Here is a 25269-nt window from a genome sequence, read left to right as displayed (position 1 = left end):
TTTTTGAATTTCTATTTTTAGATACGTAGTAGGTCATATTCTTTTTAAATGCCAAAGGAATTTGACTCCTTCCCGTTTATTTTCAATAATTTTCGGGGTTCCTTCTGCAGTCATTACCACTTCATATTTAGAAGAAGACACGTAAAAAGGGGTATAAAGCGAGGAAAGCACTTCATATACGTCGTATTCGTCTATGGCTTTTTCGGGAAGCAAAGAGAGTAAATCGTAATATATTTCCCGGGTCGTCAATTGAGCGTCATGATCAACCGGGTTACCTTGTTCGTAAAGAGAGGTTAACAATTTTTTAATTTCTTCTTTATATTCTACCATATTTTAAATTTAATTAAAATTTAATGTAATTTCTGTTAGCATCCATAATTTCCTTATCTTTTTTTAATTCGGAAAAGAAAATTAAAAGGGATTCTATGTAGGGGACCGTCCAATTATCCAACACCTCTTTTTTCTCTTTATTTTGAGCCAGAAGGATGCTTTGAAGATAAAGCAATACTTTTGAGTAATCTTCTATACGACACCCGCTCGCGTAAATGGAAGAAAGTAATTCTTGATATTGTGCTTCGCGTATTTCCGCCGATGATTCATAGTTTTTTTTATGGCTCATAAGATGGAGTATATTTTTTTCCTATATATTTTACATGTTCCTTTTTTGTATGATCTACCGTTTGTTGAACAATTTCAACAAAAGGTTGAAAGGAAGAATCATACGTATTGATTATATGGGCCAGTTGCCGCATCATTTCATAGGATGGTTTTTCTTTAAAAACATCTAAGACCGAAATATTGTTGTAAAACCCAAAAAAGCTGTGAAGTATCTTTTTTTCTTTAAGATCTGCTTTTGGAAATAATTTTTCCGTTAATTCGCTTGCTTCGGCTTCCTGCATTAAATGAATGAAATGTTTGGTATTTTTCAATAAAAAAAGAATTTGTGTGCCTATCGGTTGAAATCTTTCTTGCTCATTGTATGGTATAGTTTTTTTCATGGGTTTAAATTTTATTTAAAATATGTCTTCTCATTAATAGATTGATAATTTCTTGATTATAAATATTATATTTTCTCATATATTTGTTTGTTATACTTTTTGTACTTTATTTGGTACAAATATATAAGATATTTTCTACACAAAAAATAAAATGTAAGAAATATTTTATATTTTTTAATTAAGAATATATGAATACCGTTAAAAGAATTAAGTCTTTTATTGATTATAAGGGCATTTCTGTAAGAAAATTTGAAGAAACTGTTGGGTTTTCAAATGGCTCTTTTGCTAGTCAGTATAGGAAAAATAAAACAATAGGCGTAGACAAAGTAGAAAATATCTTACACTTATTCCCTGAGATTAATCCTGAATGGCTTTTAACGGGGAAAGGAGAGATGCTAAAAACAGTTAATGAGAATAATGAAAAAACAGCCGTTGTAGTTTTAACGGATTCTGTACAAATACAAAAAAAAATTAATTCTTTAGAGTTGAAAGTAAAAAGGTTAGAAGCGTTAAATGAATCATACAGGGAAGAAATCAATGAGTTGAAGAATGATTTGTCAGCTTATGAAAAGAAATAAAACTAAACATTTATAGTATCTGATAAACCTGTTAAAAACCAAAAAGTTACTTTTCTTAAGTGAGTATGTTTTATATTTTATGTAATTGCTTTTAATCTATATTTTCTACATTCCATATTGTTAATTTTATATCTTGTGGACTAATAGAATATCCAACAGCCCATTGTATTTTTTCCCAAGTTCTAAGAATATTTAGTCTCCCCATATCGTATTTATTTTTTTCAACATAGCTTAGGGGGCCTTTTTTATCATCATCCATTCCCATTATGGAATATATTTGATCAGACATATTTAAAATATTAGCCCATTCATCTTTATTAGTATCACTTAAAAAAATTACATTTTTACCATATTGAGTTTCTTTGTGGACAACAATCTTAATAACTTTAAAGAGATTTAATTCTTTATAATCAAGTACTTTTCTGTATGTTATTCCTTTTTCGGTCTCCTCAATACGTATAAATGAGCTGTCGGGAATTTTTAGTACGTCAATCTTAAATAAACTATAGATTTTCTTTTTTTCTTCAGGTAAATTTTTTTTTATGGAATCCAGTTGATAAGTAAGGATTTCATCTTTCGTAAGAGTTTTAGTATCGGAATTTTTTTTATTACAAGAAATTAATAGTAATGCTCCCAATAAAAATAATAATGCTTTCATATATACAAAGTTTTAGAGATTTATAATGGTAACTTTTATTTTAATATTTCGCCGATTGACACGCGTATAATTACGTTTTTTCCGTATTCATTAGTATAAAATCGGTATATATGGGCAGCAATTATAAACTTATTCGCATCCAAATAAGGAAGCAGTTTAAATTGGTCTATCTTTCTAATATATCCCAGATCTTCTCCTTTTTCATTTAAAACTACTATTGAGCGGGGATCGTAAGGGTTATCCGGTTCTTTTTCAATCGTTACGGTATTGTGGACTTTCATTTGGTGTATAATTGTTTGCCTTTCTTTATCTACCCTCATGGCTTTATAATGAGTACCTGTAACAAAAAATTCTATATTTAACACCCCCCGTTTATTTTCGGGGCACGGGTATGAATAGGGATTTAATTTTTTATTTTTATAGTATTTGGGTACTTCTTTGCAGGTAGCTTCCTTGTTGTTTTCAACTAGGTTTTTAGAAGGTTTGCTTTTATTTATTTCTATAATAATTATAAGAAATATTATTATAAAAAAGACAAAATAGATGAACATTTTCATTAGTTTTAATTATTAGCAAAAATAAAAAAAAACTAATTAGATAAAATAAAAAAGTAGGTTAATTAGTTGAGAAGCAGTTAATTTATTTCATCAGTTAAGATCTTCAATGAAATATCTGTTTTCTTTTTTTAGTTCTTCATTTCGTTGCAGCCTGTCAAAAAAGACAAAAAGAGATTCTATATACGGAAAAACCCAGTTGTTCATAATTTTATTTTTATTTTTTTTGGAGTTCATTTCCAAAGAGGATAAATATAACAGGGTTCTTTTAAATTCATCGATAGGAAGACCTTTAGTATATATAGGTTCTAAAATGAAAAGCAAATTTTCAATAAAAAGCTCTTCTTCAGACATTTTTTTAGCTAGTTCTTTTTTCATGTTCCAAAAATACAAATAATTATCAATATTATAATTATTTTAAGATATAAGTAACAATTATTAAAAAAATACTATTTTTTTTACTGATATTTATCATTTAAATATAATTACAATAATCTTTTTTATCCTTCCAAAAATCAGGATCAACGGATAAGGAGTCTTTAATGGTAAGTGTTACGGTAAATTCACACCCAAACAACCCATTAGCCGTGTCGTATTCCACTAAATTCCAGGTAACGCTGTCTTTGTCGAACTCATGAGACAACCAACGGTATTGATGAGTGATTGCATCCCAATGTATTCTTGAAATGAGATTTACGCCGAATAATTCGCTAAGTTCATATGCTTTTTCTTGCGCCGCATAATCGGAGGGTTTACATCGGTATACTATGGAAAACGTAATTTTGCGCACTCCTCGCGTGTGTTGCTTATTGTTTCCGTCTAATTTTGCTTCATAGCCCCAAAGCACCAACAAAGGATCTTCCGGTTTTGTGCGAGAGGATAAGTTGTTATTCAATTCGGTACGAGACAAGCCGATCACCTCTTTTATATGGTCGGTTTGAGAAACTAAATTTTTCAGGTAATTTTTAATAGTCCGGTAGGATCCGTCTCTTTTTTTCATACATTTATTTTTTAGCTGCTTTTTCCCGTTCTCTGTAAAGCAAAATATTTTCCGTTACTATGGAAAAAAAATTATCAATCAAGGTATTTTTAGCTTCGTTAAAGTTTCCCAGGGGCTGTATTTCTCCTAAACATGTAGAAAGTAAGGCCGGGTAAAAAGATTGGTATTTTTTATTTTCAGTATTGTTTTTAGCGGGAGGAAACAAGACCGGGTATTTTTTGATTATTAAATTACGACAGCTTAAATAGGTTAATCCAATCGCTAATTTTGTATTCAAATCTAGATAAGGAATATAATTGCCGCGCCGGGGCAGGTCCAATTTTGAAAAAGGTTTGCGAATATCTCCGATAATTTCGATATTGCTTTTTTCTCTGTACAAAACGGTAATCAGGCGTTCAAGATCTACCAAAGAATTTTTTGTTTTCCATTGATAAAAAAACAGATCCGCGGTTGCAAATTCCTCTATGGTAAGATTGCTTAATCGGGGAGAAGGAGAATAAAATTTTTTCCCTTTTATTTTAATACTTTCAGGAAAAACCGTACGGCGTACATTTTTAATTATAAATTCAGTATAGGGGATTAATTCATTAATTGAAACCCGATTGATAAGCTTTCTAAATTTAAAATAATTTCTTAAAGTATTTTTTTTAACAAATAAATAAAAGATTAGTCGGTATTGAAGTTCTTTTTCCTCTAATTTTTTTTTAAAAAGTAAACCGGAAATTTGACTTAATTGATATTCGTTTAATTCGTCCCATTGTTCGGCCACTTGAAAGTTTAATTTCATCGGAAAGGGTTATTTTTAACTAAATAGAAAATGGCAATCATATGTAAAAATAAAGAAGCCAAACAACCAATTTTCCACCCATTGAAAGGGGTATTTTTTAACGTTTTGTTGACCTTTTCAAGTTCTGAAATCCTGTCGATTTGTTTTTTATGGCGCTCTTCATATTGTTTTTGAAAAACGGAATTAATACTGTCGGTATTTACTTTTGCCAGTATGTTATTATTTTCAGAGGTTAGCTCGATGCGACCGAAAGGGAAGGGGATCACCTTTTTAAATACGTGTAATCGCCCGGTTGAATCGCAAGGATTGGCAATTATATCGGCATTTACAGAAGGTAAAATACTGATTTTTTCTTTAACCACGTAAATGCTGTCTTTTTTAATAAAGGTATCACGTATTACCAACCGGTGATCTTTTTGCAAAACTTTTTTTCTTGTGGAACAAGAAGTGTGCACAAGAACTAAAATTAACGACCAAAAAAGCAGTGTATAATTCATAAGGAGGCAATAATTTTATGTAATGCTTGTGCGTATTTTACAGGATCTTGAAATTTTAAGGAATCAAATTCATTGGAACCAAAAAACGGCTCAACAATCACAGCAGGCGCTTTCATTAAGTAGGTGAACCAATAGCCCCGATCATTCTTATTATATAATGCTTTTATACCCCTATTCGTAGTGTAAAAATAACGGCTAATTTCGGAAGATATATTTTGCGCATATTCTTTCCCTTTTTTACTGGCGAACCAGTAACAACATTCGGTTCCGTGAGCCATAGGAGAAGCCGAATTGTAGTGTAATTCCAAAACTAAATCAAATGCTTCTGCATTTATTTTATTGGCGGTTCGTTTTTCCATCGCATAATAACCGCCGTCATATCCTTCATGGCAAAAAATACTATATAAGGAAGAATTATTTTTTTTTAGTTCTTCGGCCACGTTTAAATTATATTCCCATTCGGGCTTTAACCATTTAGAAAAAGCGCCCGGATTGTTTTTGGCATGCCCGACAACTATCGCTACTTTTCTCATTGTTTAATTTTTTGAAGTTTTTTTATTTTGTTTTTTTTTTATTGGATCTGTAGATATATTTTTTAAATTTTTATCTTCTTTATCTTTATTCAATTCTGTTGTAATTTCTTTTTGTGCTAAGGCTATTTCCTCTTCTAGTTGAGACAGAACTCTATTTTTTCTTTTTTCGGAATTCCAAAAAATTTTTCTTTTCGCTTTGATGTTATTTACATTTTTGCTTGTTATGGTTTTTATGGAATCGATATTCGGCAACTCAGAAACAGCAAAGCGGTTTTTCTTACTTTCTGTATTTCTGTGATGCGTCTTATACTCTAAAGGATAAGGCTTGAGTAAATAACAAAAAAGGAGTACTACAAGGGCCGATATGATAATTTTTAGTTTCATACTATTTTTCTTTTTTTAGTTTTTTTAATCTTAAAATAGCTTCGTTTGCTTCTCTAATTATTTTTTCGTTATCTTGAATATCTTTGGTTATATGGTGATATTCTTTTTTGGTTTCGCCTAAGTATTCCACCCATTTCTCATAACATTTTTGGTTTTGTTCTATGTACTTTTTTTCCAGTTCATCGTATTTTTCATCTTTTTTCTTCAGTTCTAAATAATACTCGTCTTTTTCCTCTTCTCTGTTTTTGTCGCATTCTATCTTTTCTCTTTTTTTATCTTCCAACTCATCGTGGAATATATAGGCGGGGATGAGCATTAAGGCGCAGACTAACAGAAATAAAAATTCTTTTTTGAAAGCGTTGGTTATAAACCAATCGCCGAAAGACATTATTTTATCTATTATTTCTTTCATTCGTTAAAAGGTTATATAAGCTAAAAAATCTTCCCGTACATTATTTTTTGAAATTGATGTCAGGCGCGTTTGGTAGGTATATTTAAGATTTAATAAGTCCAATAAAGCAGTAGTATCGTCTTTACGCATGTTAAAAAATAAAAAATCATTTCTTTTATCCTTCATTAGATTTAATAGTTTTAACGTCTCCGTGATACCGAAATACGTGGTATTTTGATATTGTTTTTGTCGCGCGTTCATATAGGGGGGATCCAAAACTACCAAAGTGGTTTTGTCGTCATTTTGCACGTATTTACTGATAAAATCTTCATAATGTAATCGATAAAGCTGTACATTTTTTAATTCTTCATAATAAAGTCTTTCTTGACGTGTCGACAACTCACCCCTTAAATAATTGAAATCTTTTATATCTATAGTTTCAGTTGCACGGACCGCACTATGCGCAAAATTTTTGGCGAGAAATGCAAGTAAGTTTTTATCTTCTTTAATCGGGCTTAATAATTTTTTTAGATATTCTTGTTTTTCCGTGGAAAGCATGCTTTCTGATTTTTTAAATCCTTTTTGTAACAGTTGTTTTATAAGATTTTCTTTAAAAATTATATTTTCTTCGAATTTTTCAAAATATCCGTCAAAATCATTAGCAACGGCCTGATTGACGACCTTATCTCTCAACATATTATTAGAAATACAACACGAGCCGCCAAAAACTTCTACTATTCTATTGTATTTTTTTGATTTTATTAAATCATATATATCCGGTATTCTTCTGTATTTTGATCCCGAAAAAGCTAATTTCAGGACTTTGTTTTTACATCTCATATTTATTTTCTCTCAATTACTTACGGGCTGTCTCTAAATTTTTAAGCAGGGATACGTTAAAGTTATTCGTACTTTACTGTCTTTGAAATCGTTAAAGGAATCATTAACTCCTTCGAATTTAGTATTAGAAATAGTTACGCTACCATTCTCACAGAAATAATCTAGCTCTCTGAGGGTACTTCTGTTACCCATGATTGTACTCAACCGAACGACATTTATTAATTGGTTTACATCAGTCTTGCCTTTCAATTCTTCCGGGACTTTAAATAAGGTTATTACCTCTTTTTCTTCGGCGTTTTTAATGTATATTGTTGCCGTAATTACAACCAAGCCTCCTTCTTTTACAGCTAAAAAAGAAATTACGTCAGTTTTCGGATGAAAATTCCAGTTGAGAGTTTCTTTGTCATAAATTTTTTGATTTAAGTATGGGTAATCTTCCAGGGCAGGAGTATAATCGGTTGCTTTATCTCCAAATTCTACTTTGTACTTGACTTGAAATCTAGGATGAGGAACGGATATTCTTACGAAATATGCCACTCCGGGTATATTAAACGTATTTACTGAATATGAATCAGAAGGAAGTGTTCGTGAGCCTGCATATTCTTTATTAGATTGATAATAAGATAACGAAGCTCTAAAATTTCTATTACTACCTCCCCATAACTTTATTGTAATATATTCATAATCATATACCGGTATATAATCAGTATATATATAATTATCATCTGTAATTATTTCTCCTTGTTCACCTAAATAACCAAAACGTTTTTCCTCTAAACATTTTTTTTCACATAGAATATTTCGACCTCCGATTGTTAAGGACTCAAACATACTATTGACATGTGTTCGGAATCTTTTATAATCCTTTGCTATTACTGAAAAAGTTTGATTAGTTTGTTGACAGAAAGATTTTAGGTTTATTAAGCTCATCTTTTAATTATTTTAAGGCTTCTAGATAAACATTTAGTGGATCTTCTGTTTGGAAATCAAGCACAAAGTCTTCCGGTGCGTCTGTATAATCGGTTGCTTTGTCTCCAAATTCTACTTTGTATTTCCCGTTTGTAGTTGATGGACGCGGGGCCGATATTCGTAAATAAAAGGTATTAGCAGGTATATCAAGTATCAGTTCGTAATAAGTATTTTCATTAAAATATTCTTTTTTGATAAATTTTTTATCTTTATCGTAAAAAGCTATGACAGGGTGTCCTCCTGAAGGCTTACTCCAACATTTCACGACTATTTTCAAGTAGTCTTTAACCTCTATAAAATCAGTATAAATATCTCGCTCATTGTTCATTATTTTACCGTCATCACCTATATATCCAAATAATTTTTCTTTTTCGGATTTTCCTGCATATAGTAAATTTCTTGTTCCAATTTTGACGTTTTTTAAACTTTCGATATCTTTTTCTACCGTGTTTACCGTTTGTTTTTCTTTATCGGTAAAGGCATTGGTATTTGCATTGGACTCGTACATTTCCTTTATTTGGGATGCCGTTAAAGCGGTAGATGTTCCTTCCTGTTTAGTCCATGTAAAATCGTTAGTGTCCCAAATGTAACGAGATACTTTTTTGCCTTTTCCTTCGTCTACATCGGCATAAAACCCGCCTTCTTTGGAAGGGTTCCACTTTTGTGCATTGGTTTCGGTTTCGGGATAAGCCGCACACAAGGCTTCAAAGGAAGCATAAGTTCCTAAATATTTGTTGGAAAGACTTTTTAGTTTGTCTTTTTCTTGTTTGGTAAAGTTTTGCTCTGAAAGGCCTTTTCCTGCTTCTTTATCTACTTTATTGTTAAGAGTTTCATATAATTTTTTAATGTTATTACCTATTTGTTTAAAGGTTTCATTGGCTTTTTTAAGCCATTCGGGTAGGTATAATAAGCTCATAGTTTTTTATTTTTTTAATAATTCTTCTTGATATATTTTTAAGGGGTCTTCTATTTCGGTGTCAAGCACAAAGTCTTCCGGAGCGGCCGTATAATCGGTTGCTTTGTCTCCAAATTCTACTTTGTATTTTCCTTTTTTAGTTAATGGACGCGGGGTTGATATTCGTAAATAAAAAGTATCAGCAGGTATATCAACAGTGCTTTCAGTATATGTATTTCCTTTAAAATCTACTTTTTTAATAAATTTTTCGTCTTTATCGTAAAAGGCAAGAGAGGCATAACCGGTAAGGGGTTTTTCCCATACTTTAACGGTTAATTTTTTGTAATCTTCAACTAAAATTAAATCCGTATAAATATCATATTCACCATTCATTACTGAACCGTCACTGTTTATATATCCAAATAATTTTTCTTTTTCGGATTTTCCTACATATAGTAAATTTCTTGTTCCAATTTTGACGTTTTTTAAACTTTCGATATCTTTTTCTACCGTGTTTACCGTTTGTTTTTCTTTATCGGTAAAGGCATTGGTGTTTGCATTGGACTCGTACATTTCCTTTATTTGGGATGCCGTTAATGCGGCAGATGTACCCCCCTGTTTAGTCCATGTAAAATCGTTAGTGTCCCAAATGTAACGAGATACTTTTTTGCCTTTTCCTTCGTCTACATCGGCATAAAACCCGCCTTCTTTGGAAGGGTTCCACTTTTGGGCGTTGGTTTCGGTTTCGGGATAAGCCGCACACAAGGCTTCAAAGGAAGCATAAGTTCCTAAATATTTGTTGGAAAGACTTTTTAGTTTGTCTTTTTCTTGTTTGGTAAAGTTTTGCTCTGAAAGGCCTTTTCCAGCTTCTTTGTCTACTTTGTTGTTAAGAGTTTCATATAATTTTTTAATGTTATTACCTATTTGTTTAAAGGTTTCATTGGCTTTTTTAAGCCATTCGGGTAGGTATAATAAGCTCATAGTTTTTTATTTTTTTAATAATTCTTCTTGATATATTTTTAGAGGATCTTCCTCTTGATGATTAATGGTTTCTTTTAACCAGGTTGAAAGCACTAAAGGAGACCATAAAACAGAGGTTGTGGATACTCCTGCTCTTAATTCTTCCAAAGTCCCGCTTGTAGCAGTTCCGTTGTTTTCACTTACCCTCCCTCCTCCTTTTTTAAAAAGTATTTCGTTTAATACTTCGCATAATTCATTGAAAGAATTAAATGTTAAACCATTTACTTCAAAGTCTTGTACTTTAGCTTGCCGTATAAGAACATCTTTTGTATCAAAAGCATTAAAAAGGGTTACATTATAGGTACTGGAATTGTACGATACCTTTAATGCTTTTAATATTCGGGTGCCATTATAAAAAAGTTTATCTTCTTTGGTTTGAAAAATATGTTTACCCATGAAAAAATATTTTAACCAAAATTAAAAGCCGATATAAAAAAAAAGAAGGACAGCATTATCCCAGGTATATCCCTGATTTTCTTAAAAAAATTTTTGAAATTGTTTTTTGCTCATTTATTTGATCTTGAAGACATTTAAAATCATCGAAATTATCTGCTACATATTTTTTAGCTAGATTTAAATATTTTGTACCCATTTTAAACCGATCATCTTTTAAGTTTTCTAATAAGTTTTCAGCGATTTTTTCGGCTTTTTCCCACGGCATTAATTCCCATTTCACCACTAATGTATTATTAGTTAAAGAAAATGATCCTGTATGGGCTATCTTAGCCACGGTAAATGCCACTAATGCTTTTTGTAAAAGCTCAAGAAGATAATCACCTTTTGATGTATTCGGAATATCATAAATACATTGTCCCATCCAGGGTAACAAGTATTCATCTATACACTCACGAATGGACGGAACTAAAGCTAAATAGGTTAATCGACTGTCGTCTATATTAAAATATCTTTGAAATGCTCCGGCATGAGTGATTATTAAATTTTTAATTTGGGTGTAATTCTCCGAATATATAAATTTGGGATAAGTGGTCGGATCTGTTTCCATTTCTTTTAAAGCTTCATCTACATCTGAAAAAGAATTATTTTTTAAAGAGTTATGTAAATCTCGGATTTCCCACCATTCAGGAACACGGGTTTCGGAAGTGTCCGTTGTAAAAATACCGGAATTTGTTATTCTTAATTTTAAAGAGGGCAAGGCATACAGCAGTGAAAGCTGAGCAACCGCAGATGTCAGTAATTCTTTTGCGGGGTCATCTTTCGTCATGGAAACAAATTCATTATATTGTTCTTTACCAATTAAAGTTTTTATTTTTCGTTCTGCCTTTGCCGTAAATATTGACAAAATATTATAATCAATTCCATTGTCAACGACTACATATTTTAATAATTCTTCTAAATTTTTTATTAGTGGCATATTTTAAATTTTAATTTATAATGATTTCAGCTCCAGACGGATTTTTATCTAAGGTTGTCAAAGCGGTATTTGGAAAGGTTGCGTCTAAATCATCGCCCCAATCGTTCCAATCTCTAAGAAAATAAAAGGGCAGGAGAGAGGTTGACCGGTTGGTTACCAGAGAAGCGCAAAGAATAGTGTACGCCTCGCGCTTGTCAGAGCCGGAACCGCTTAAACTTTTACCGCCCGGGATTCCTTGACCGATTAGTGAGGGGTCCACTTGAAGGGCAAATAATATTTCAGAATTAGCGGCCGTAGCATTTGGGAGAAAAGCTCCGTCTTTTAATTTATCATCTATGGGTTCTATCATAATAGATTTTACAGGTTTTCCTGTATCATCCATATACATCGGAGCTGTAAATGAACGCCCCCCGGCTTTCATACCCGACATGTGGTTATCGATACGATCAATTACCTCTTCATGTTTCGCTTTTTTTTCTTCCGGTTTAAGCGTGTCCCATTCTTCATAAACCGATGTAAAATAGGCTTCTGATATTGATATTAAAAATTTAAAATGTAATTGGTTTTCTTGTATTGCTTTATTTACGGCCGGCACGGATTGTGCAATTAATGCCCAACCGTTTTTTAATACTGATTGATAGTAGGGTTTGGGATAATATATTTCATTATCCATTGTATAATGTATGGGAATAATAAATTTATGTATGTTTCTTTGTCTGCAATAGGTTTTTATATCTTCGGCTGTTGACCAAAAGCTAAAAGCAGGTATTTTATGTGTATATTCTTTTCTATAATTGGACCAATCGGCATTTAGATATACGTTTTGAATAGTCCCGTTTTTGGACATTTCTTCGAATCGACAAAAAGGGACGGCATGCCTTTTTATTCTATTTATTTTGGTAAAATCGCGACTTAAAACGTACTCTACAAAGGCAATAGAGTAAATTTCTAAATCGTGTACTACATCAATGAAAAAGCGATTTAAATTATTTATTTTATCAAATTGTTTAAGCCCCGGTACTGATGAGTACGATTTTAATTCTTTTTGCCCTTTTTCATTTTCTATATATAGCGTTAGCCCTGACCCAAAATGAGCAGTGGTGCGCACTTGTATTGCAGCGCCTAAGACTCCGGTTAACCGTATGTCTCTAAGCACTTTTTGTGGATAATTATTGTCACCTCCCCAAACAACCGCTTTTTCTTCAGTAAGGTAGTTGGAGTTATCAATTTTTAAATTGGTTGTATCATAACCCGATGAGGACCCTATATTGTATATTGAATGAGATGATATATAAATACCTTTAGCGATTTCTTTTACCATATTAATAAATTACATTTTTACCGTTAAATTTTATTATAAACAAAATGTTGATTCTTTTGATTTCTCCATTTGCCAGCTCTAAATTTCTGGTTCGATTTTCCCAATGGTTTTGTTTTCTTTTATCTTTTTCATTGATATAATTATATCTTTTAATTATGCCTTTTTTTGAAGATTTATTTTGAGATAATAGTTTAGCGTCATTATATATTTTGTATTTACCGCCCGTTTTATTTTGACGTGAAAACTCTCTTATTTCTACATCAAAATGGACGGGCGTTCCATCTGAATTTTTAGAGTGCATGATTTTTAAAGCTTCGGTTAGAAAGATTGTATTTTTCATATACATACAAATCTATTTTAATTAATAGGAGAGTAAAAGGACAAAAAAAAAGGGCTATTTTTTTATAGTTTTTCTCAAATAATAAAGTTTATATTTCTTAAAGTCAATAAATTATATTTTAATTTTGACTTTTTTGTCTCAAATTTTCAAGCCGAGGCACGGCAGCTCCTTAGCTGCATGTTCACTTTCCCTATTTGTACAAATCGAAATATGAGATAAGAACATTGTTAAATGTTAATAATGTTTAATAAAAAACCATAAAAAAAATATTTTTTAATGAAGAAAATTAGTTTTTATATAAATAATTATGAAATAGGAAAAGTGAAAGGATCTTTATAACCATGCTTAACGGCTAAATGAAATTGCCAATAAATATTATAATCTAAAGTATCAGAAAGGTGCGTTGCTTGTTCTTGAGGAATGGTAAGAGATAATTCAGAAGATTTATCTTTACCATATTCGCTATTCTCTTTTATTTTTGCTTCTGCATTTTCAAGAGAAATACAAAGGTTTGGACAATTGTCTTTATTAATACGTATTTTAGGTAAATTTTTGTTTCTCTCAGACAAAATTTCTTTTAAAACCAAAAACTTCGCCATATGTCCCGGATTATTGGTTTTAGGAGTTTTATTAATAACACGCCATCCCTGAGAGCGAAAATATTTCATTACCTTTTCAGCTAAAGATTCTTTAGCTCCTTTTTCTTTTGCATAGCCTGAAACATCGTGATAGAGCTCAACAGTTTTTTCCTCATGTTTATTAAAATAATGTACAACTTCAGGCAATAAATCTAACATATCAAGAGGGTCTTTATTAAAGAACTCCTTAACAAAACGAACCTCATTTATGGACCTAAGATATTGAGATACAGAAATTGAATTAATTCTTTTTCCAAAATCTAAATTAAACTGAAGTCCAATGGTTTTAACTATATCTGTATCTTGACGTGAGGTATTATGTTTCTTACTGTAATTATTACCTACTTCTTCTAAATAGATTAAATCATATTTATTACCATAATAGTGGATATCCGGATTAAGATTAGAATAAAACCCATTTTGAATAGAAGGAGGACGTATATTTAATATTTCAGCATTATAATGGATATCAGAAGGGGAGTTTAACAACATCTTCTTAAACCATTGAGGTGATAAATTTTTATAATTAGCGTAAGCATTAGCTTTTAAAAATGCAAATTCTTTAGGATTTTTTAAAGCTTCCTTTTCCATTTCAACAAACCATTTTCCCTTACGAGTTAACGGAGTTGATGATACGAAAATTTGTGAATTCAACATTGGTGAGTGTTTAAATTCAGTTTTATAAGATCTATTAGTAGTATGAACATTATAAAAAAGTTTTTCTTTATCCAATAATGCTGCTTCATCTCCTAATACATAATAAGAATTTATACCCCGTCCGGCATCGGTCATATCTAATGAAACCATTATAATAATATGCCCATTACGAAAGTGAATCACATTACGCCAATTGGAGGGAGCTTGAAAAGGTAATTCAAAACCTTTAGAAACACCGGACTTTCCGATTACATAATCTATATTTTCATGAACTCCGAAATTAGATAAGCCTTCTTTAGTGGAGGGCAAAGTTCGTGACAATATTTGAACATAGCTAGATCCAACCAAAACCCCTGTAGCTCGGGGCATCTCCTTTACTGCTTTTAAAATAAAAAAAGCTAAAATGAAAGACTTTCCGGTACCCCTGGCATATTCTAAATAAATATATTTTTTTCTAAAAATTTCAACCTCCGCAACTGCTTGCATTTGCGGTACGTTGAGTTCTATTTTTTTTTCATTTATAATCATACATCTTGATGTAAAACTATTCTCCTAATTCTTCATACCCGATGTCTTCGGCCGTCATGTTCATATTAACTACACCTTTTGATGATATTTCCTTCATATAGGCCAAAAATTCCTTAGGAATAACAAGTCGATAATTACTAGCTTTCAATTTATCTATATCAGCATCCAATGTACTATTAGAAAAATCGAAAAGGTCCTTATAAGAATCTAAGGCCTTTCTAGCATCATCCCATGCACGATCACGAACCTGCATTTGATACAAAAACCAATATTGCTCTGCTAAAAAAATTTTTTCTGCTTTTAAATTAATATCCTCAAGTTCCCCGAATAAGTATACGCTTTTAGAATAATAACGGTAGGCAGTAGCTCGAGATACGCCGTATTCAGTCATAAATTTATCAATAGCCTGTCCCTTTGTATACTTATTCTTAAGTCGCAAACTAAAAATATATTTAAGCTGCTCTAATAATTTTTCTTCAAAAGCTGTTAATTTCACTTTATCATCCAAATAAGCAGCTTTTAACTTATTAAGAGTACTGTCTTTATTAAATTTAACGATCATATATTAGTAACTAATCATTCGTGAAACCTTTTTTTTTTATTGTGAATAGCTAATAATCCATTCCCACGCATAGGTGTAACCATTTCCTGCATACCAATTAAAGCTAAAAACGGATAAGAATTATTTTTTATATCAATATTATTTTCACCGGAATATATATTTATTAATAAACGGATAAAGCCATTTACAAAAATTGAAGTCGAATAGCCGGAAATATATACTGTACCATTAACACTTTCTATATACAACCAAGCTTCCGACTGACAACCTTTAATAACGTTTTCATTAGTTTTTAAACTAGACGGAAAATCAAGACCGGTTTTTCCTAAATCAATAAAATACCGGTATCTTTCTTCCCACGTATTTAATGCGAGTATTGGCTGTATTAAGGATTCAATTTTAGCGTTCATTAGTTTCAATTGTATTGCTTAACTTTTCAATTTGAAGGGTTAATTCCTGCAATTCTTCCCTTTTATTATTAATTTTAGTCAGCAAATTATTTTTTAAGGGACCTTCAGGCATTACTGAATATTTGCTTTCTAAATTTAAAAGTGTTTTTTTTCTTTTTGTTACCCTGCTATATAGCCGTTGTCGTTCATTAACTAGAGACATTGGACTTAAATTTTCGTATTGTTTTTGAGTTTCAAAGGGTAAAACGCGTTTATAATTTTCATAATGCTCAAGAATTTTAAAGCATTTATCATTAATCTCCCAAGTTTTAAAAATTTTTAATTGAAGATCTAAGGCCTCCTCATATAATTCCTCTTGTAATTCATTCAATTGAATTTTTAACGTGCATGCATCATAATAAGAAGAAATTCTTTTTTTATAAACATTATGTAGCTCTACAGGATAAAAAGAAATAGGCTTTTTTATGGAAATATTAGTTTTTATATCAACTTTATTTGGCTTAGCATTATTTAAACTATCGGTAACACCTGTAGAAGATGAGTTAGAAGCATTTAAAAAATTAGTTAATTCATAGGATAATTTTTGACAAGTAAAGGGGGTATTTTTTGATTGAAAAATTTTTAATAATCTTTTATTGTGTGGTATCTGAGAATATAATTGTATTCCGGCTTTATATTCGCAACCATTTTTAAACCATTCCTTTATAGCACTTTTACTATCCATTTTACAAAATTGTAAAATTTGTTATCTTGACTCAAAGGACATTTAATTAAATAAAAATAACCGCCTGTTTAGCGGTTATTCTGTTAACAATATAAATAATTATGTTATAAAAAATTTCAGCTTTTCATCCGCTGCTTTTTTAACTTTCTCAGAAGTTGAAGATTTACTTAAAATAAGAACATCACCTTTACGCTTTGCTTGTGAAATATACTTAATTATATTTTCTATACTTTCATCTTTAAAGAGTATTTCGGCTCCTTCTTTCAAGCCTAAGTAAGGAAAATTACCCATTTTGTAAATGTCCAATGAATTATAAGGCATACCTAACGAAAAATTGATCGTGGTATTATCCGGCATAATAAAACTGGTAGAATTTGTATTAAAAAGCTCAAAATAAATACCTGTATTTGCCGGAATTTCTTGTTTAATCATTTTTTTCAACTTTTAAAGGAATTGAGCCGGTATATTCTAATAACGGAGCTCTGGCGGTTAATGTAACAGAAACTCCGTTGTTATCATCTTGTCCTTTACCTGAAGACCCTTTAGCATCTTCCATATAAGCAGAATTTATTTTATTACCTATTACAAATTTCCTTCCGTCCCTGGTTGTAACTATAAAAATTAAACGGTCACTCTTAAATTTTCGTATAAAACCTAATACTTCCGCTCTAATTCCGGGGATGAATATATCTAAAGAGGTCGATTGTTTCTTATTACCCGTTTTTCCTGCCAAAGCAGTTGTTAATTCGTTTTCATCAATTAAACAATCCAACCGTACAAAACCTTTACCGGTTTCGGTAACGATTTCTTTAGAAATAGTGCCTGCCTCTTTATAGTTTCCTGATTTTAAAGGTATTTCCAGAGTCTTAACATCTTTTTCAGTTATATAATAGATGTTATTTTCTGACAACCCGGCGTCTGTTTCATCGTTTGCACAATACAATAAGTTTTCAACGGCAACATCATCAAAACAATTCTTTTTTTTATCCATAACTAAACATTATTTTTTTTAATACCTGATTCGTGAGGATAGTACAATTCCATCAATTTTTCATCCCCTAATCCTTTAGTTTTATCGGTGAAATTAGCTACCAATACAGCCTCATTTAATGCGAAACCATAACCTAACTCAAAATCTGAAAAAAGCTTAATTTTATAATCTTCTTTTTGAACATCATTGATAGTTGCCGGATTTTCTATTAAATCTATAAGTTTAACCATATTTCCTTCAATGGTAGCAAAAATAATATCGTCATCCATGTTATCATATCCAATAATGGCTCGTTTTCCTAATGGCGACTTAGTCTTGTCCGAATCCTTATAGGTAACCACTTGTCCTTTTCTGGACTCATACTCGATGGTGTAATTATCGGCATTATTGGTTGACATGTGAATGTATTTTATCTTAGCTCTCATCTTTTTTGGTATACCCTTTTCAAATTTTAATAGTTGATCGTAAATATTAACTTCGGTTAAAGGATCCAAAGGAATTTTATAAGCCGGATTGTTTGTATTTTTAAGCAAATTTTTAACGATTTGATTCCAACCCTCTAAAGAAAACCCAAACTTACCGGATTTATTAGCAGGATCGTAACTCCCTTGCATGGATAAAAGCTCCAAATCATCCGTTATTTGAATAAGCAAATCCTTAATGATAACCCTGACTATTTCTTTAACGGTAGGCTCTTTATTTTCCTGGTATAATTCTGCTAAAGCCGTTCCTAAAACGTTAGCAGGAACGATTGAAAAATTAACTTTTTGACGATAACTTTTTAAAATAGATTCTCTTGCGTACCATTCACCCAATTCTTGCCATTTAGGCTCAAAACCCTGTACGACATGGCTCATCACAGTATTATATAAATGATACTCTCCATTAACTTTAGTTACTATTTTGCAATACTTGTCAACAGAAACTTTCAAGGCCTTAGCAAATTCTGCTAACACTAATTTTTTTTCTACTTTCGCATAGGTAGCTATTGCTTTAGCTAAACCGTCTAAATTTATACTGGGCATTACTTGTTATATAAAAATTTATAATTATTAGTAAGAATATCATTTTCTAATGGCGCATCTTCTTTATCCTTTGATGAATAAACTGAAGTAGGAATTTCGCCATCCTTTCGTCCATACTCTATAACTTTTGAAGAAAGTAATTTAATATCTTCGACAATAGTACCGGTACCGGTTAAATTGCAATTTTTTAAAGAAGTGGCAATTTCTTTTTTAATATTTTCAATCTGATTTAAATTATCCGAAAGTTTTTGTTCCAGATTCTTTTTATCGGTTGACAATGAATTAACCGTTTCATCGGTTAAATTAGAACTTAAAGCATTTTCAATTAAATCTAACTGATTTTCTGATAAGTTTACGGTTTTTTGACCAAATAAAAAACCGGATTTTAACGAAACCTCTAAACCTAAAATAGAGGCTATTTTAGGATATTTTTTTTCTGCCATATTATTTTGATTTGAATTAATTTTTGATTTTTGAGCGATATAATCAATTGCATCCTGTAAATTACCTATAGCATCCGCAAGTCTTTTTTTTACGGCTTCTTTAGGCCTCCATGTGCCCCCTTTAAAGACGTCCTCATCCATATTTTTACGGAATGTTTGCATGTGTGTTATAAAATCTTTTGCGTAAGTGTCTATTTCTTCTCTTAATTTTTCAGGATTACCGGAAACTAAATCACGAAAAGATTTATTTTTTTCAGAAGAAAAGGAGGAATATATTTCATAATATTTAGCACCGAATTTTTCAAAAAGAGGTACCCAATCAACAAAAGATATAAGCGTTCCTATCGAACCGACCCAATCGGCATTTTTATCTACAAAAATTTTATCGGTAGCAGCATTAATATAATAAGCTGCAGAGCAAGATAACCCCTTGATATAACTGGCGGTAGGCTTTTTAAAATTAAAAATTTTTTCTGCCAACATTCCTGTACCACTAGCCATACCCCCCGGGCTGTCAGTTAAAAAAACCACCCCGGCTATACTATCGTCCTGCTCCATCCCATCGAGTAAATCGGATATTGCGGAAGTGGATCCGTAGCCATATTTTCTAACGATACCTGATAAAGGAATTATGGCTATTTTTTTATTGCTTTCCGAATAAGGAAAATAATTGATGGAAGCCAAATATTCTGCTTCATTTTTTTCCTTATTTTTCATAATAAAATCTGCATATAAATTCCCTATAACTCGAAAAGGCTTATCCAGATACCACGGTTCTGTAAAAAGTGAAGTAATAATACTTTTATTCATTGTATGATAGCTAAGACTATAATTGATATACAAATATCAAATTACAGATTACTTCAAAAAAGGACAATTTAACGCCTAAGTGCCGGAAAATATGAATCTCCGGAAATTAGTAATCTTAAATAATCTGTTGATTCCGTAAATGTTAATGTAAGACCGGAATGTATACCTAAAAGAAAATTATTAAGTGGACTAAAAAGCAGCAATACAATTTTTTTATGGAGTAAACCGGTAAGGTTAATTAAATATTCCTTTTTATTTGGAAGTAAAGTTATTGTATACGAATGGGTGTAAAGTATTCCGGAATTAGATTTCTTTTGAACGCAGTTAATCGCAACATCATCAAAAAGTAACCTTATCTTTACTATCTTATCTTCAGGAATTTTATTTATATTTTCCATAAATGAAATATCATTTAAGACATCCTCTAAATACACATTTATTTCATCTAAAGGTATAATCCAGGCTTCGCGTATTTCATTTGAAAAATCATCAATAGTATTACATATTTTTAACATAATGATATAAAATAAAGGTAACAAATAATGGAAAAATTTTTTATGTCACTTTTAACGTGTTTAAGTTGCTAATTTACAGTATGTTAGTAGTTTAGGGACGTAATTTTTATATAATTCTTTAATTAAATTATCATCTTCTTTCATAAATAAATGAATATTTTAGCTTTTTGCGGCTATTTTTTGAGTATACAATTTTGAAAAAGGCGGTGAAGATCTTTTTCTTAAATAATCCCTATATAAAGTATCCAATGCAATATCATCTTCAGTTATATTATAAGTACCTAAAGCTTTACGCATGGTATCTTTTACATTATCTTTTCCATTATTTGAATTAGTAAGGATTGCTAAAAAAATGGTTTCGCGAAAATATTTATCACAAAATTGGCCGATCAGATGAATATTATTTTTACTGATAATACATCCCTCATTTTTCATCTTTGAAAAAGAAATACGAATTGTATATACGCATTCCCTTTCTTTTTTGTATAAACTATTAAAATTATTAGTTTTTTTCATCAATAATGCAGAGATCGCATTACCTAGAGTATCGGTTAAACTTAAGGTATAATTATCTCCGTATAAAGTTGTCATAAATTTTTTAACATAAGAAGATACAGGAATATCAATTGTTACCATATAATAAAAGAATTTAAAACACAAAAATACGAAAATTTCATACCTAGTAAGAATTTTTCATATTTTAAATACTATATACTTTTTTTTGATAAAAAAAGTTCAACAGTTCAACAGGCATCCAATCTTTTTAAAATCAATTATTTAAATATAAAAAATGTAATTTAACCTGTTGAACTTTTTTAAATGAAGTAAAAAAGGTTCAACAAAGTTCAACAGAAATATCACACAATTTTATTAATGTAAGTAGCTAATAATTATATATTTAATATATAATTATATTAAATATAATAAACTGTTGAACCGTTGAACTAAAAGTGATGAGTCGTCCAACCGTATACATTTTTTTATAGGGGGTGCGGGGGGATGAGATAAAGTATATTGCAAAAAAAAGCACTTAGTAAAACTAAGTGCCATGATTATTTTTAAATTATTTATTAATTGTAAAATATTTTACCGCATTTAGTACATTTGCTTTTAATTATTCCTGATGGATTAGTTGCTTGATATTCTTTTTTATGTAAACAAATATCTTGTAATACCTTTAAAGCTTTTTCATTTTTTGCTAGTTCTTTTTGGTAAAATTCCATATTTTTTAAAATTTCATTTATAGCTTTTTCCATAAAAAATAAGTTTTAAGTTATACAGTTTAAAAACTAACTTTTTTAATTAGAGATATTTAATCCTTAATAAAGCACAGCCAATGGGTTAATGATTGTTTGCCGGACTTGTGTCCAAAAAGGGGTTGAACTCCAAAGATTTGAATTATTTTTGAAAGGGGTATTTGATATTCATTCCATTTAAAAATTAAAAAGCCTTCATTTTGCAATACTCTCATACATTCTTCAAATCCTGATTTTAAATCGTCTTCCCATGAAGGAAATAATTTGCCGTATTTTTGGGCTGTGAAGGAATTTTGACCCAGTTTTTTTAAATGTGGAGGATCAAATACTACCATTTTAAATGAGTTATCGTCAAATGGCATTTTTCTAAAATCTCCTATAATATCGGGATCAATATGCGCACGTCTTCCATCACAAGCAATAAAATCAGCTTTGCGTATATCCATGTAAACAGCACGTGGATCTTTTTTGTCAAACCACATCATTTTTGGAACACAACAGGCATCTAGTATTATTTTATTTTCCATTTTTTATGCTAGTATTCTTTTTACCGGCTCTGTTATTTTTTAGATTACTTATATAATAATTATGTTTTTAGATTTAATACTTCCAATCTTTGGGTTTGTCAATCCATTCAAAGCTATATACCCATACCCACGGATTTTCATCCCACGATTCAATTCCGTATATGGAATGCCAAAGGGATTGAAATCCTTTTCTAGCGGATGGTAAATGAAATTGACGTCCATGATTATAATCATTATACAGAAAACCAGCAGAAGGCCCACCATACCCCTCATAGAATCTTTCAATTCCCTCTTGCATAGCTTCTTCTTCTGTAATATCTTGCAGTCTCTCAACCCTTACATCTGTTACTTTAAGAAATGTCCTCGCGGCTTCTTTTGGCATATGTGTAGAAGATTTCCATTTAATTAAATTATGGTATTCTTCCAAATAATCGGAATTATATTTTTGTTCATATAAATATGGTTCTTCTAGATCGTCACTATACTCCCATTTTTCTCTTACCCACAGAATAACTCCTTTTTTTGTTGGATTATCTTCTAACAAATCATCAATATTAATATCTACATTCGCCTTATCTTTGCTTGTTACTCCCTCCTCAGTTGCTCCTGACAGATATTTTTCCCCTTGTTCTACTGCCCATTGTTTTGTTGGCTGTGGTTTAATTAGTCTTCTTGTCTGGGTTTTTCTCCCCTCTAGTATAGCTTGAATCATCAGAGTTGAAAAATTAATTGGTATATAGGTGTTTTTAGTTTTTTTCATTTTTTTATATTTATTTTTCTTATTCCTTTTGACGTTTGTTCCGCTAAACTTTGGATATTTTCATAAGACATTTCTAAGCATTCTTCATAATCAAGTCCATAATCTTCATTACAATCTTCACGTAATTGATCTGTGGATTGAAAATCTTTTGATATTTTCTTTAGAGCATCTAACATTAAATTGAATTCCTCTGCTTGTCTGTATGTAATTGTGATTTTATTATTTTTCATTTTTTATATTTATTATTTAAGTAATTTTCAATATCTGATAATTCTAATACGATCCCACGGCTATACAAATCTTCATCTTCATAAACATCAAATGTTGCATGAGGGATATTTGTTTTTATTAACCATGTAAAGGCTCGTCCTTTTGGGCTCCATTGAATTTTAATAGGAATATTTGGTAAAATAAAATCAATATTGTAATCTTCTAAGAATACTTTTATTTCATTTATTTCTTTTTGTGATATATAGGTTAAATCTCCGTCGTTACCTATATATAGATATTTAGTATCTTTTTCATAAACTACATTCTCATCAAATATTAACCCTCTTAATAACAATAAATCATCAGCAACCCCGAAACAAACCAAAAGCCCATTTTTTTCGGCTTGTAAGTGTTCTTCAGTGGTCATCATTACTTCTCCATATTGTCGGCCATTTAATAATTGTGCTAATTCTTCTTTTTTCATGATTTTAGTTTTTTATTTAGTTTTGTCAATAACAGGAGTTTTAAGAGATAAGCTTTTTAAATCTTCAATAAAGTTTTTAGCTTCTTTTTCTGTACGAAAAGATGGACAGATTGCTAATACCAGACCGTTTTTTGTATTTAGCCAGATCGACCATGCTTCATTTGGACCTTGTACTACTTCAAAACGTTCTTCATTTTTAGAATTTCTTATTACTGATTTTATCCACTTTTGACAATCAGTTTTGTGCGTATATATAAGGCTTTTAAGTAAAATTTTACTCTTTTCGTCTTTTAATTGGAAATAGAAAAAGTCGTCTTCATTTTTGTTTATTTCAAAAAAGTATTTTTTGTTGTTATTTGAGTGTGTCATGATTTTAATTATTATTTAGTATTGTCAATAACAGGAGTTTTAAGAGATAAGCTTTTTAAATCTTTAATTAAGTTTTTAAGTTCTTCTTTTGTAACAAATTCTTGTGATTTTGCTATTATTCGACCGTTTCCGCCTTTTAGCCAGAAGAACCAATCTTCAAAAGAATCTTGTTCTACCTCAAACCGCTCTTCATTTTTAGAATTTCTTATTATAGATCTTATTCCGTGTTTACAATTTGTTTTTAGTGTATATGGAAGGCTTACTAGACAAAAGTTACCATCATCGTCTTTTAATAGGAAATAGAATAAATTGTCTTTATTTTTATTTATTTTAAAATAAAATTTTTCGTTGTTATTAGAATGTTTCATGGTTTTAGTTTTTTAAATTATTATTTATATTTTATAATTTATTGTTTATTTAACAATTCTTTAAAGTTATAATCCTTGTCTAAACTTTCAATCATTGAAACGGCCAATGCAGCAACTTGAATAACTTCATCGCGGTATCTTTATGGTTTAGTCAATTATTACTTGTTCGTCTATATATTCTTTAAATTTCCTTTTTTTATTAAATCCATACCATCGATCTGATCTAATTTTTACTCCTAAAATCTTTTTACCTACCTTCGCGCTGTAAATTTTTTTTAAATTTCCGGCTTTGTCATATCGTGCTATAACAATAAAACCTTTTTCAGATTTAACTCGAGAATATTTACCCATAGCAATTGCTGTGGAATTTTCATCTTTTGCATAAGATAGAGAACCATCACTAAGCGTCACACTATGTGAATTTTCCCCCCATGTATAACTCTGTGAACAAGTATCCATAGCTACACTATGAGACTCTTTACCTGTAGTGATACTTGTAGATTTATATCCAAAAACTGCACTGTGAGCAATATTACCTATTGTTTTACTAGTTGAATAAAAAGCCATGGTAACACTATGTGATGCCGGACCTTTAGTTATACTTTCCGTATAATTAGTCATTGTTACGCTAAATGCGTTATCTCCATTTGTTTTACTGTCCGAATTATCACCAATAGCAATGCTATGCGATTTATACCCTAACGTTAAACCCTTTGAAGTACTACCCATTATAACGTTACAGGATCCTTCTCCTTCAGTTATATACTCTGTATAATCATTATAACCGATAGTAGGATTATTATTTTTTTTTGTAATTTGTTTTTTTGAGTATTCCATTTTTTTATAATTTAGCTA

General features: G+C 30.6%; 39 protein-coding genes. 1 reads left to right on the top strand and 38 read right to left on the bottom strand.

The window, feature by feature from the left end; all coding sequences use genetic code 11:
* Window positions 1-33: 33 nt before the first annotated feature.
* Genes G8C41_RS04665 through G8C41_RS04655 form a run of 3 tightly spaced genes read right to left on the bottom strand, consistent with a single transcriptional unit; the run spans window position 34 to window position 998 of the window.
* Window positions 34-330 (bottom strand): hypothetical protein, encoded by a 297-nt coding sequence (locus tag G8C41_RS04665; protein WP_166006358.1) that lies wholly within the window; start codon window positions 328-330, stop codon window positions 34-36.
* Window positions 331-343: 13 nt separating this feature from the next.
* Entirely contained in the window at window positions 344-619 is a 276-nt protein-coding gene (locus G8C41_RS04660) for a hypothetical protein (RefSeq protein ID WP_166006356.1), read from the bottom strand.
* Window positions 609-998 (bottom strand): hypothetical protein, encoded by a 390-nt coding sequence (locus G8C41_RS04655; protein WP_166006354.1) that lies wholly within the window; start codon window positions 996-998, stop codon window positions 609-611. Before G8C41_RS04655 ends, G8C41_RS04660 begins: the two co-directional genes overlap by 11 nt.
* Window positions 999-1186: 188 nt before the next feature.
* Between G8C41_RS04655 and G8C41_RS10080 the strand changes: the two genes are divergently transcribed.
* On the top strand, window positions 1187-1576 hold the full coding sequence (locus tag G8C41_RS10080) for a hypothetical protein (RefSeq protein WP_185152304.1): 390 nt from the start codon (window positions 1187-1189) through the stop codon (window positions 1574-1576).
* A 91-nt stretch (window positions 1577-1667) separates the two neighbouring features.
* On the opposite strand, the gene G8C41_RS04645 is transcribed toward G8C41_RS10080, so the two are convergent.
* The 35 genes from G8C41_RS04645 to G8C41_RS04475 all read right to left on the bottom strand — a co-directional run bounded on the left by G8C41_RS04645 (window position 1668) and on the right by G8C41_RS04475 (window position 25251).
* The gene (locus tag G8C41_RS04645; RefSeq protein WP_166006352.1) at window positions 1668-2234 is read right to left on the bottom strand and encodes a hypothetical protein; all 567 of its coding nucleotides are present in this window, start codon (window positions 2232-2234) and stop codon (window positions 1668-1670) included.
* A 35-nt stretch (window positions 2235-2269) separates the two neighbouring features.
* Complete coding sequence (locus tag G8C41_RS04640; RefSeq protein WP_166006350.1) at window positions 2270-2791, bottom strand: HIRAN domain-containing protein; 522 nt, start codon at window positions 2789-2791, stop codon at window positions 2270-2272.
* A 90-nt stretch (window positions 2792-2881) separates the two neighbouring features.
* Window positions 2882-3166: a hypothetical protein gene (locus tag G8C41_RS04635; protein ID WP_160565874.1), complete on the bottom strand. Its 285-nt coding sequence runs from the start codon at window positions 3164-3166 to the stop codon at window positions 2882-2884.
* 97 nt (window positions 3167-3263) lie between these two features.
* Window positions 3264-3788 carry a hypothetical protein gene (locus G8C41_RS04630; RefSeq protein WP_166006348.1) on the bottom strand — a complete coding sequence of 175 codons (525 nt, stop codon included), beginning with the start codon at window positions 3786-3788 and terminating at the stop codon, window positions 3264-3266.
* Window positions 3789-3792: 4 nt separating this feature from the next.
* Window positions 3793-4575, bottom strand: coding sequence for a hypothetical protein (locus G8C41_RS04625; protein WP_160565870.1), 783 nt, complete (start codon window positions 4573-4575; stop codon window positions 3793-3795).
* Entirely contained in the window at window positions 4572-5072 is a 501-nt protein-coding gene (locus tag G8C41_RS04620; protein ID WP_166006346.1) for a hypothetical protein, read from the bottom strand. The genes G8C41_RS04625 and G8C41_RS04620 overlap by 4 nt, the downstream gene beginning before the upstream one ends.
* The gene (locus tag G8C41_RS04615) at window positions 5069-5605 is read right to left on the bottom strand and encodes an N-acetylmuramoyl-L-alanine amidase (RefSeq protein ID WP_160565866.1); all 537 of its coding nucleotides are present in this window, start codon (window positions 5603-5605) and stop codon (window positions 5069-5071) included. The genes G8C41_RS04620 and G8C41_RS04615 overlap by 4 nt, the downstream gene beginning before the upstream one ends.
* A gap of 3 nt (window positions 5606-5608) precedes the next feature.
* Complete coding sequence (locus G8C41_RS04610; protein WP_166006344.1) at window positions 5609-5989, bottom strand: hypothetical protein; 381 nt, start codon at window positions 5987-5989, stop codon at window positions 5609-5611.
* Window position 5990: 1 nt separating this feature from the next.
* Entirely contained in the window at window positions 5991-6401 is a 411-nt protein-coding gene (locus tag G8C41_RS04605; protein ID WP_160564335.1) for a hypothetical protein, read from the bottom strand.
* A gap of 3 nt (window positions 6402-6404) precedes the next feature.
* Window positions 6405-7220, bottom strand: a complete 816-nt coding sequence (locus G8C41_RS04600; protein WP_166006342.1) for a DNA adenine methylase — start codon at window positions 7218-7220, stop codon at window positions 6405-6407.
* Window positions 7221-7253: 33 nt separating this feature from the next.
* Complete coding sequence (locus G8C41_RS04595; protein WP_166006197.1) at window positions 7254-8150, bottom strand: hypothetical protein; 897 nt, start codon at window positions 8148-8150, stop codon at window positions 7254-7256.
* A gap of 7 nt (window positions 8151-8157) precedes the next feature.
* Window positions 8158-9105 carry a hypothetical protein gene (locus G8C41_RS04590; protein ID WP_166006196.1) on the bottom strand — a complete coding sequence of 316 codons (948 nt, stop codon included), beginning with the start codon at window positions 9103-9105 and terminating at the stop codon, window positions 8158-8160.
* 6 nt (window positions 9106-9111) lie between these two features.
* The gene (locus tag G8C41_RS04585; RefSeq protein WP_166006340.1) at window positions 9112-10065 is read right to left on the bottom strand and encodes a hypothetical protein; all 954 of its coding nucleotides are present in this window, start codon (window positions 10063-10065) and stop codon (window positions 9112-9114) included.
* A 6-nt stretch (window positions 10066-10071) separates the two neighbouring features.
* Entirely contained in the window at window positions 10072-10500 is a 429-nt protein-coding gene (locus tag G8C41_RS04580; protein ID WP_166006338.1) for a hypothetical protein, read from the bottom strand.
* Window positions 10501-10555: 55 nt separating this feature from the next.
* A complete protein-coding gene (locus G8C41_RS04575) occupies window positions 10556-11476 on the bottom strand; it encodes a DUF6712 family protein (protein WP_166006336.1) in 921 nt (306 codons plus the stop codon).
* Between the two features lie 10 nt (window positions 11477-11486).
* Complete coding sequence (locus G8C41_RS04570) at window positions 11487-12797, bottom strand: hypothetical protein (RefSeq protein ID WP_166006334.1); 1311 nt, start codon at window positions 12795-12797, stop codon at window positions 11487-11489.
* Window position 12798: 1 nt separating this feature from the next.
* Window positions 12799-13137, bottom strand: a complete 339-nt coding sequence (locus G8C41_RS04565) for a hypothetical protein (protein WP_255467073.1) — start codon at window positions 13135-13137, stop codon at window positions 12799-12801.
* Window positions 13138-13442: 305 nt separating this feature from the next.
* Window positions 13443-14960, bottom strand: a complete 1518-nt coding sequence (locus tag G8C41_RS04560) for a terminase large subunit domain-containing protein (RefSeq protein ID WP_166006332.1) — start codon at window positions 14958-14960, stop codon at window positions 13443-13445.
* Window positions 14961-14976: 16 nt separating this feature from the next.
* Entirely contained in the window at window positions 14977-15522 is a 546-nt protein-coding gene (locus G8C41_RS04555) for a hypothetical protein (RefSeq protein ID WP_166006331.1), read from the bottom strand.
* A 14-nt stretch (window positions 15523-15536) separates the two neighbouring features.
* Complete coding sequence (locus G8C41_RS04550) at window positions 15537-15932, bottom strand: SufE family protein (protein WP_166006329.1); 396 nt, start codon at window positions 15930-15932, stop codon at window positions 15537-15539.
* Window positions 15922-16656, bottom strand: coding sequence for a hypothetical protein (locus G8C41_RS04545; RefSeq protein ID WP_166006327.1), 735 nt, complete (start codon window positions 16654-16656; stop codon window positions 15922-15924). The genes G8C41_RS04550 and G8C41_RS04545 overlap by 11 nt, the downstream gene beginning before the upstream one ends.
* A 99-nt stretch (window positions 16657-16755) precedes the next feature.
* Window positions 16756-17088, bottom strand: a complete 333-nt coding sequence (locus G8C41_RS04540) for a hypothetical protein (protein ID WP_166006325.1) — start codon at window positions 17086-17088, stop codon at window positions 16756-16758.
* Window positions 17081-17647, bottom strand: a complete 567-nt coding sequence (locus G8C41_RS04535; protein WP_160567610.1) for a hypothetical protein — start codon at window positions 17645-17647, stop codon at window positions 17081-17083. Before G8C41_RS04535 ends, G8C41_RS04540 begins: the two co-directional genes overlap by 8 nt.
* A gap of 2 nt (window positions 17648-17649) precedes the next feature.
* Complete coding sequence (locus tag G8C41_RS04530) at window positions 17650-18672, bottom strand: hypothetical protein (protein WP_166006323.1); 1023 nt, start codon at window positions 18670-18672, stop codon at window positions 17650-17652.
* Window positions 18672-19925 (bottom strand): S49 family peptidase, encoded by a 1254-nt coding sequence (locus G8C41_RS04525; protein WP_166006321.1) that lies wholly within the window; start codon window positions 19923-19925, stop codon window positions 18672-18674. The genes G8C41_RS04530 and G8C41_RS04525 overlap by 1 nt, the downstream gene beginning before the upstream one ends.
* Window positions 19926-19993: 68 nt before the next feature.
* Window positions 19994-20440 (bottom strand): hypothetical protein, encoded by a 447-nt coding sequence (locus tag G8C41_RS04520; RefSeq protein ID WP_166006319.1) that lies wholly within the window; start codon window positions 20438-20440, stop codon window positions 19994-19996.
* Window positions 20441-20599: 159 nt separating this feature from the next.
* The gene (locus tag G8C41_RS04515) at window positions 20600-21076 is read right to left on the bottom strand and encodes a hypothetical protein (protein ID WP_160567602.1); all 477 of its coding nucleotides are present in this window, start codon (window positions 21074-21076) and stop codon (window positions 20600-20602) included.
* A gap of 434 nt (window positions 21077-21510) precedes the next feature.
* Complete coding sequence (locus G8C41_RS04510) at window positions 21511-21696, bottom strand: hypothetical protein (RefSeq protein ID WP_160567600.1); 186 nt, start codon at window positions 21694-21696, stop codon at window positions 21511-21513.
* A gap of 56 nt (window positions 21697-21752) precedes the next feature.
* Entirely contained in the window at window positions 21753-22223 is a 471-nt protein-coding gene (locus G8C41_RS04505; protein WP_166006317.1) for a class I SAM-dependent methyltransferase, read from the bottom strand.
* Window positions 22224-22296: 73 nt separating this feature from the next.
* Window positions 22297-22983 carry a hypothetical protein gene (locus tag G8C41_RS04500; RefSeq protein WP_166006315.1) on the bottom strand — a complete coding sequence of 229 codons (687 nt, stop codon included), beginning with the start codon at window positions 22981-22983 and terminating at the stop codon, window positions 22297-22299.
* The gene (locus G8C41_RS04495) at window positions 22980-23159 is read right to left on the bottom strand and encodes a hypothetical protein (RefSeq protein ID WP_166006313.1); all 180 of its coding nucleotides are present in this window, start codon (window positions 23157-23159) and stop codon (window positions 22980-22982) included. Before G8C41_RS04495 ends, G8C41_RS04500 begins: the two co-directional genes overlap by 4 nt.
* A 50-nt stretch (window positions 23160-23209) precedes the next feature.
* A complete protein-coding gene (locus G8C41_RS04490; protein ID WP_166006311.1) occupies window positions 23210-23677 on the bottom strand; it encodes a hypothetical protein in 468 nt (155 codons plus the stop codon).
* Window positions 23678-23689: 12 nt separating this feature from the next.
* Window positions 23690-24046, bottom strand: coding sequence for a YegP family protein (locus G8C41_RS04485; protein WP_166006310.1), 357 nt, complete (start codon window positions 24044-24046; stop codon window positions 23690-23692).
* 11 nt (window positions 24047-24057) lie between these two features.
* Window positions 24058-24414, bottom strand: coding sequence for a YegP family protein (locus tag G8C41_RS04480; RefSeq protein ID WP_166006307.1), 357 nt, complete (start codon window positions 24412-24414; stop codon window positions 24058-24060).
* 147 nt (window positions 24415-24561) lie between these two features.
* Complete coding sequence (locus G8C41_RS04475; protein ID WP_166006305.1) at window positions 24562-25251, bottom strand: hypothetical protein; 690 nt, start codon at window positions 25249-25251, stop codon at window positions 24562-24564.
* Window positions 25252-25269: the final 18 nt, after the last annotated feature.

This window comes from Apibacter sp. B3706 (assembly GCF_011082725.1).
In the GTDB taxonomy this organism is placed as follows: Bacteria; Bacteroidota; Bacteroidia; order Flavobacteriales; family Weeksellaceae; genus Apibacter.
Note: the sequence above shows the minus strand (reverse complement) of the source record. Positions and strands in the feature narration are given on the sequence as shown.

Bases quoted from the DNA above. Each gene is read 5' to 3' on its own strand.
- G8C41_RS04665 (WP_166006358.1), bottom strand. From the start codon at position 330: ATGGTAGAATATAAAGAAGAAATTAAAAAATTGTTAACCTCTCTTTAC.
- G8C41_RS04660 (WP_166006356.1), bottom strand. From the start codon at position 619: ATGAGCCATAAAAAAAACTATGAATCATCGGCGGAAATACGCGAAGCA.
- G8C41_RS04655 (WP_166006354.1), bottom strand. From the start codon at position 998: ATGAAAAAAACTATACCATACAATGAGCAAGAAAGATTTCAACCGATA.
- G8C41_RS10080 (WP_185152304.1), top strand. From the start codon at position 1,187: ATGAATACCGTTAAAAGAATTAAGTCTTTTATTGATTATAAGGGCATT.
- G8C41_RS04645 (WP_166006352.1), bottom strand. From the start codon at position 2,234: ATGAAAGCATTATTATTTTTATTGGGAGCATTACTATTAATTTCTTGT.
- G8C41_RS04640 (WP_166006350.1), bottom strand. From the start codon at position 2,791: ATGAAAATGTTCATCTATTTTGTCTTTTTTATAATAATATTTCTTATA.
- G8C41_RS04635 (WP_160565874.1), bottom strand. From the start codon at position 3,166: ATGAAAAAAGAACTAGCTAAAAAAATGTCTGAAGAAGAGCTTTTTATT.
- G8C41_RS04630 (WP_166006348.1), bottom strand. From the start codon at position 3,788: ATGAAAAAAAGAGACGGATCCTACCGGACTATTAAAAATTACCTGAAA.
- G8C41_RS04625 (WP_160565870.1), bottom strand. From the start codon at position 4,575: ATGAAATTAAACTTTCAAGTGGCCGAACAATGGGACGAATTAAACGAA.
- G8C41_RS04620 (WP_166006346.1), bottom strand. From the start codon at position 5,072: ATGAATTATACACTGCTTTTTTGGTCGTTAATTTTAGTTCTTGTGCAC.
- G8C41_RS04615 (WP_160565866.1), bottom strand. From the start codon at position 5,605: ATGAGAAAAGTAGCGATAGTTGTCGGGCATGCCAAAAACAATCCGGGC.
- G8C41_RS04610 (WP_166006344.1), bottom strand. From the start codon at position 5,989: ATGAAACTAAAAATTATCATATCGGCCCTTGTAGTACTCCTTTTTTGT.
- G8C41_RS04605 (WP_160564335.1), bottom strand. From the start codon at position 6,401: ATGAAAGAAATAATAGATAAAATAATGTCTTTCGGCGATTGGTTTATA.
- G8C41_RS04600 (WP_166006342.1), bottom strand. From the start codon at position 7,220: ATGAGATGTAAAAACAAAGTCCTGAAATTAGCTTTTTCGGGATCAAAA.
- G8C41_RS04595 (WP_166006197.1), bottom strand. From the start codon at position 8,150: ATGAGCTTAATAAACCTAAAATCTTTCTGTCAACAAACTAATCAAACT.
- G8C41_RS04590 (WP_166006196.1), bottom strand. From the start codon at position 9,105: ATGAGCTTATTATACCTACCCGAATGGCTTAAAAAAGCCAATGAAACC.
- G8C41_RS04585 (WP_166006340.1), bottom strand. From the start codon at position 10,065: ATGAGCTTATTATACCTACCCGAATGGCTTAAAAAAGCCAATGAAACC.
- G8C41_RS04580 (WP_166006338.1), bottom strand. From the start codon at position 10,500: ATGGGTAAACATATTTTTCAAACCAAAGAAGATAAACTTTTTTATAAT.
- G8C41_RS04575 (WP_166006336.1), bottom strand. From the start codon at position 11,476: ATGCCACTAATAAAAAATTTAGAAGAATTATTAAAATATGTAGTCGTT.
- G8C41_RS04570 (WP_166006334.1), bottom strand. From the start codon at position 12,797: ATGGTAAAAGAAATCGCTAAAGGTATTTATATATCATCTCATTCAATA.
- G8C41_RS04565 (WP_255467073.1), bottom strand. From the start codon at position 13,137: ATGAAAAATACAATCTTTCTAACCGAAGCTTTAAAAATCATGCACTCT.
- G8C41_RS04560 (WP_166006332.1), bottom strand. From the start codon at position 14,960: ATGATTATAAATGAAAAAAAAATAGAACTCAACGTACCGCAAATGCAA.
- G8C41_RS04555 (WP_166006331.1), bottom strand. From the start codon at position 15,522: ATGATCGTTAAATTTAATAAAGACAGTACTCTTAATAAGTTAAAAGCT.
- G8C41_RS04550 (WP_166006329.1), bottom strand. From the start codon at position 15,932: ATGAACGCTAAAATTGAATCCTTAATACAGCCAATACTCGCATTAAAT.
- G8C41_RS04545 (WP_166006327.1), bottom strand. From the start codon at position 16,656: ATGGATAGTAAAAGTGCTATAAAGGAATGGTTTAAAAATGGTTGCGAA.
- G8C41_RS04540 (WP_166006325.1), bottom strand. From the start codon at position 17,088: ATGATTAAACAAGAAATTCCGGCAAATACAGGTATTTATTTTGAGCTT.
- G8C41_RS04535 (WP_160567610.1), bottom strand. From the start codon at position 17,647: ATGGATAAAAAAAAGAATTGTTTTGATGATGTTGCCGTTGAAAACTTA.
- G8C41_RS04530 (WP_166006323.1), bottom strand. From the start codon at position 18,672: ATGCCCAGTATAAATTTAGACGGTTTAGCTAAAGCAATAGCTACCTAT.
- G8C41_RS04525 (WP_166006321.1), bottom strand. From the start codon at position 19,925: ATGAATAAAAGTATTATTACTTCACTTTTTACAGAACCGTGGTATCTG.
- G8C41_RS04520 (WP_166006319.1), bottom strand. From the start codon at position 20,440: ATGTTAAAAATATGTAATACTATTGATGATTTTTCAAATGAAATACGC.
- G8C41_RS04515 (WP_160567602.1), bottom strand. From the start codon at position 21,076: ATGGTAACAATTGATATTCCTGTATCTTCTTATGTTAAAAAATTTATG.
- G8C41_RS04510 (WP_160567600.1), bottom strand. From the start codon at position 21,696: ATGGAAAAAGCTATAAATGAAATTTTAAAAAATATGGAATTTTACCAA.
- G8C41_RS04505 (WP_166006317.1), bottom strand. From the start codon at position 22,223: ATGGAAAATAAAATAATACTAGATGCCTGTTGTGTTCCAAAAATGATG.
- G8C41_RS04500 (WP_166006315.1), bottom strand. From the start codon at position 22,983: ATGAAAAAAACTAAAAACACCTATATACCAATTAATTTTTCAACTCTG.
- G8C41_RS04495 (WP_166006313.1), bottom strand. From the start codon at position 23,159: ATGTTAGATGCTCTAAAGAAAATATCAAAAGATTTTCAATCCACAGAT.
- G8C41_RS04490 (WP_166006311.1), bottom strand. From the start codon at position 23,677: ATGAAAAAAGAAGAATTAGCACAATTATTAAATGGCCGACAATATGGA.
- G8C41_RS04485 (WP_166006310.1), bottom strand. From the start codon at position 24,046: ATGACACACTCAAATAACAACAAAAAATACTTTTTTGAAATAAACAAA.
- G8C41_RS04480 (WP_166006307.1), bottom strand. From the start codon at position 24,414: ATGAAACATTCTAATAACAACGAAAAATTTTATTTTAAAATAAATAAA.
- G8C41_RS04475 (WP_166006305.1), bottom strand. From the start codon at position 25,251: ATGGAATACTCAAAAAAACAAATTACAAAAAAAAATAATAATCCTACT.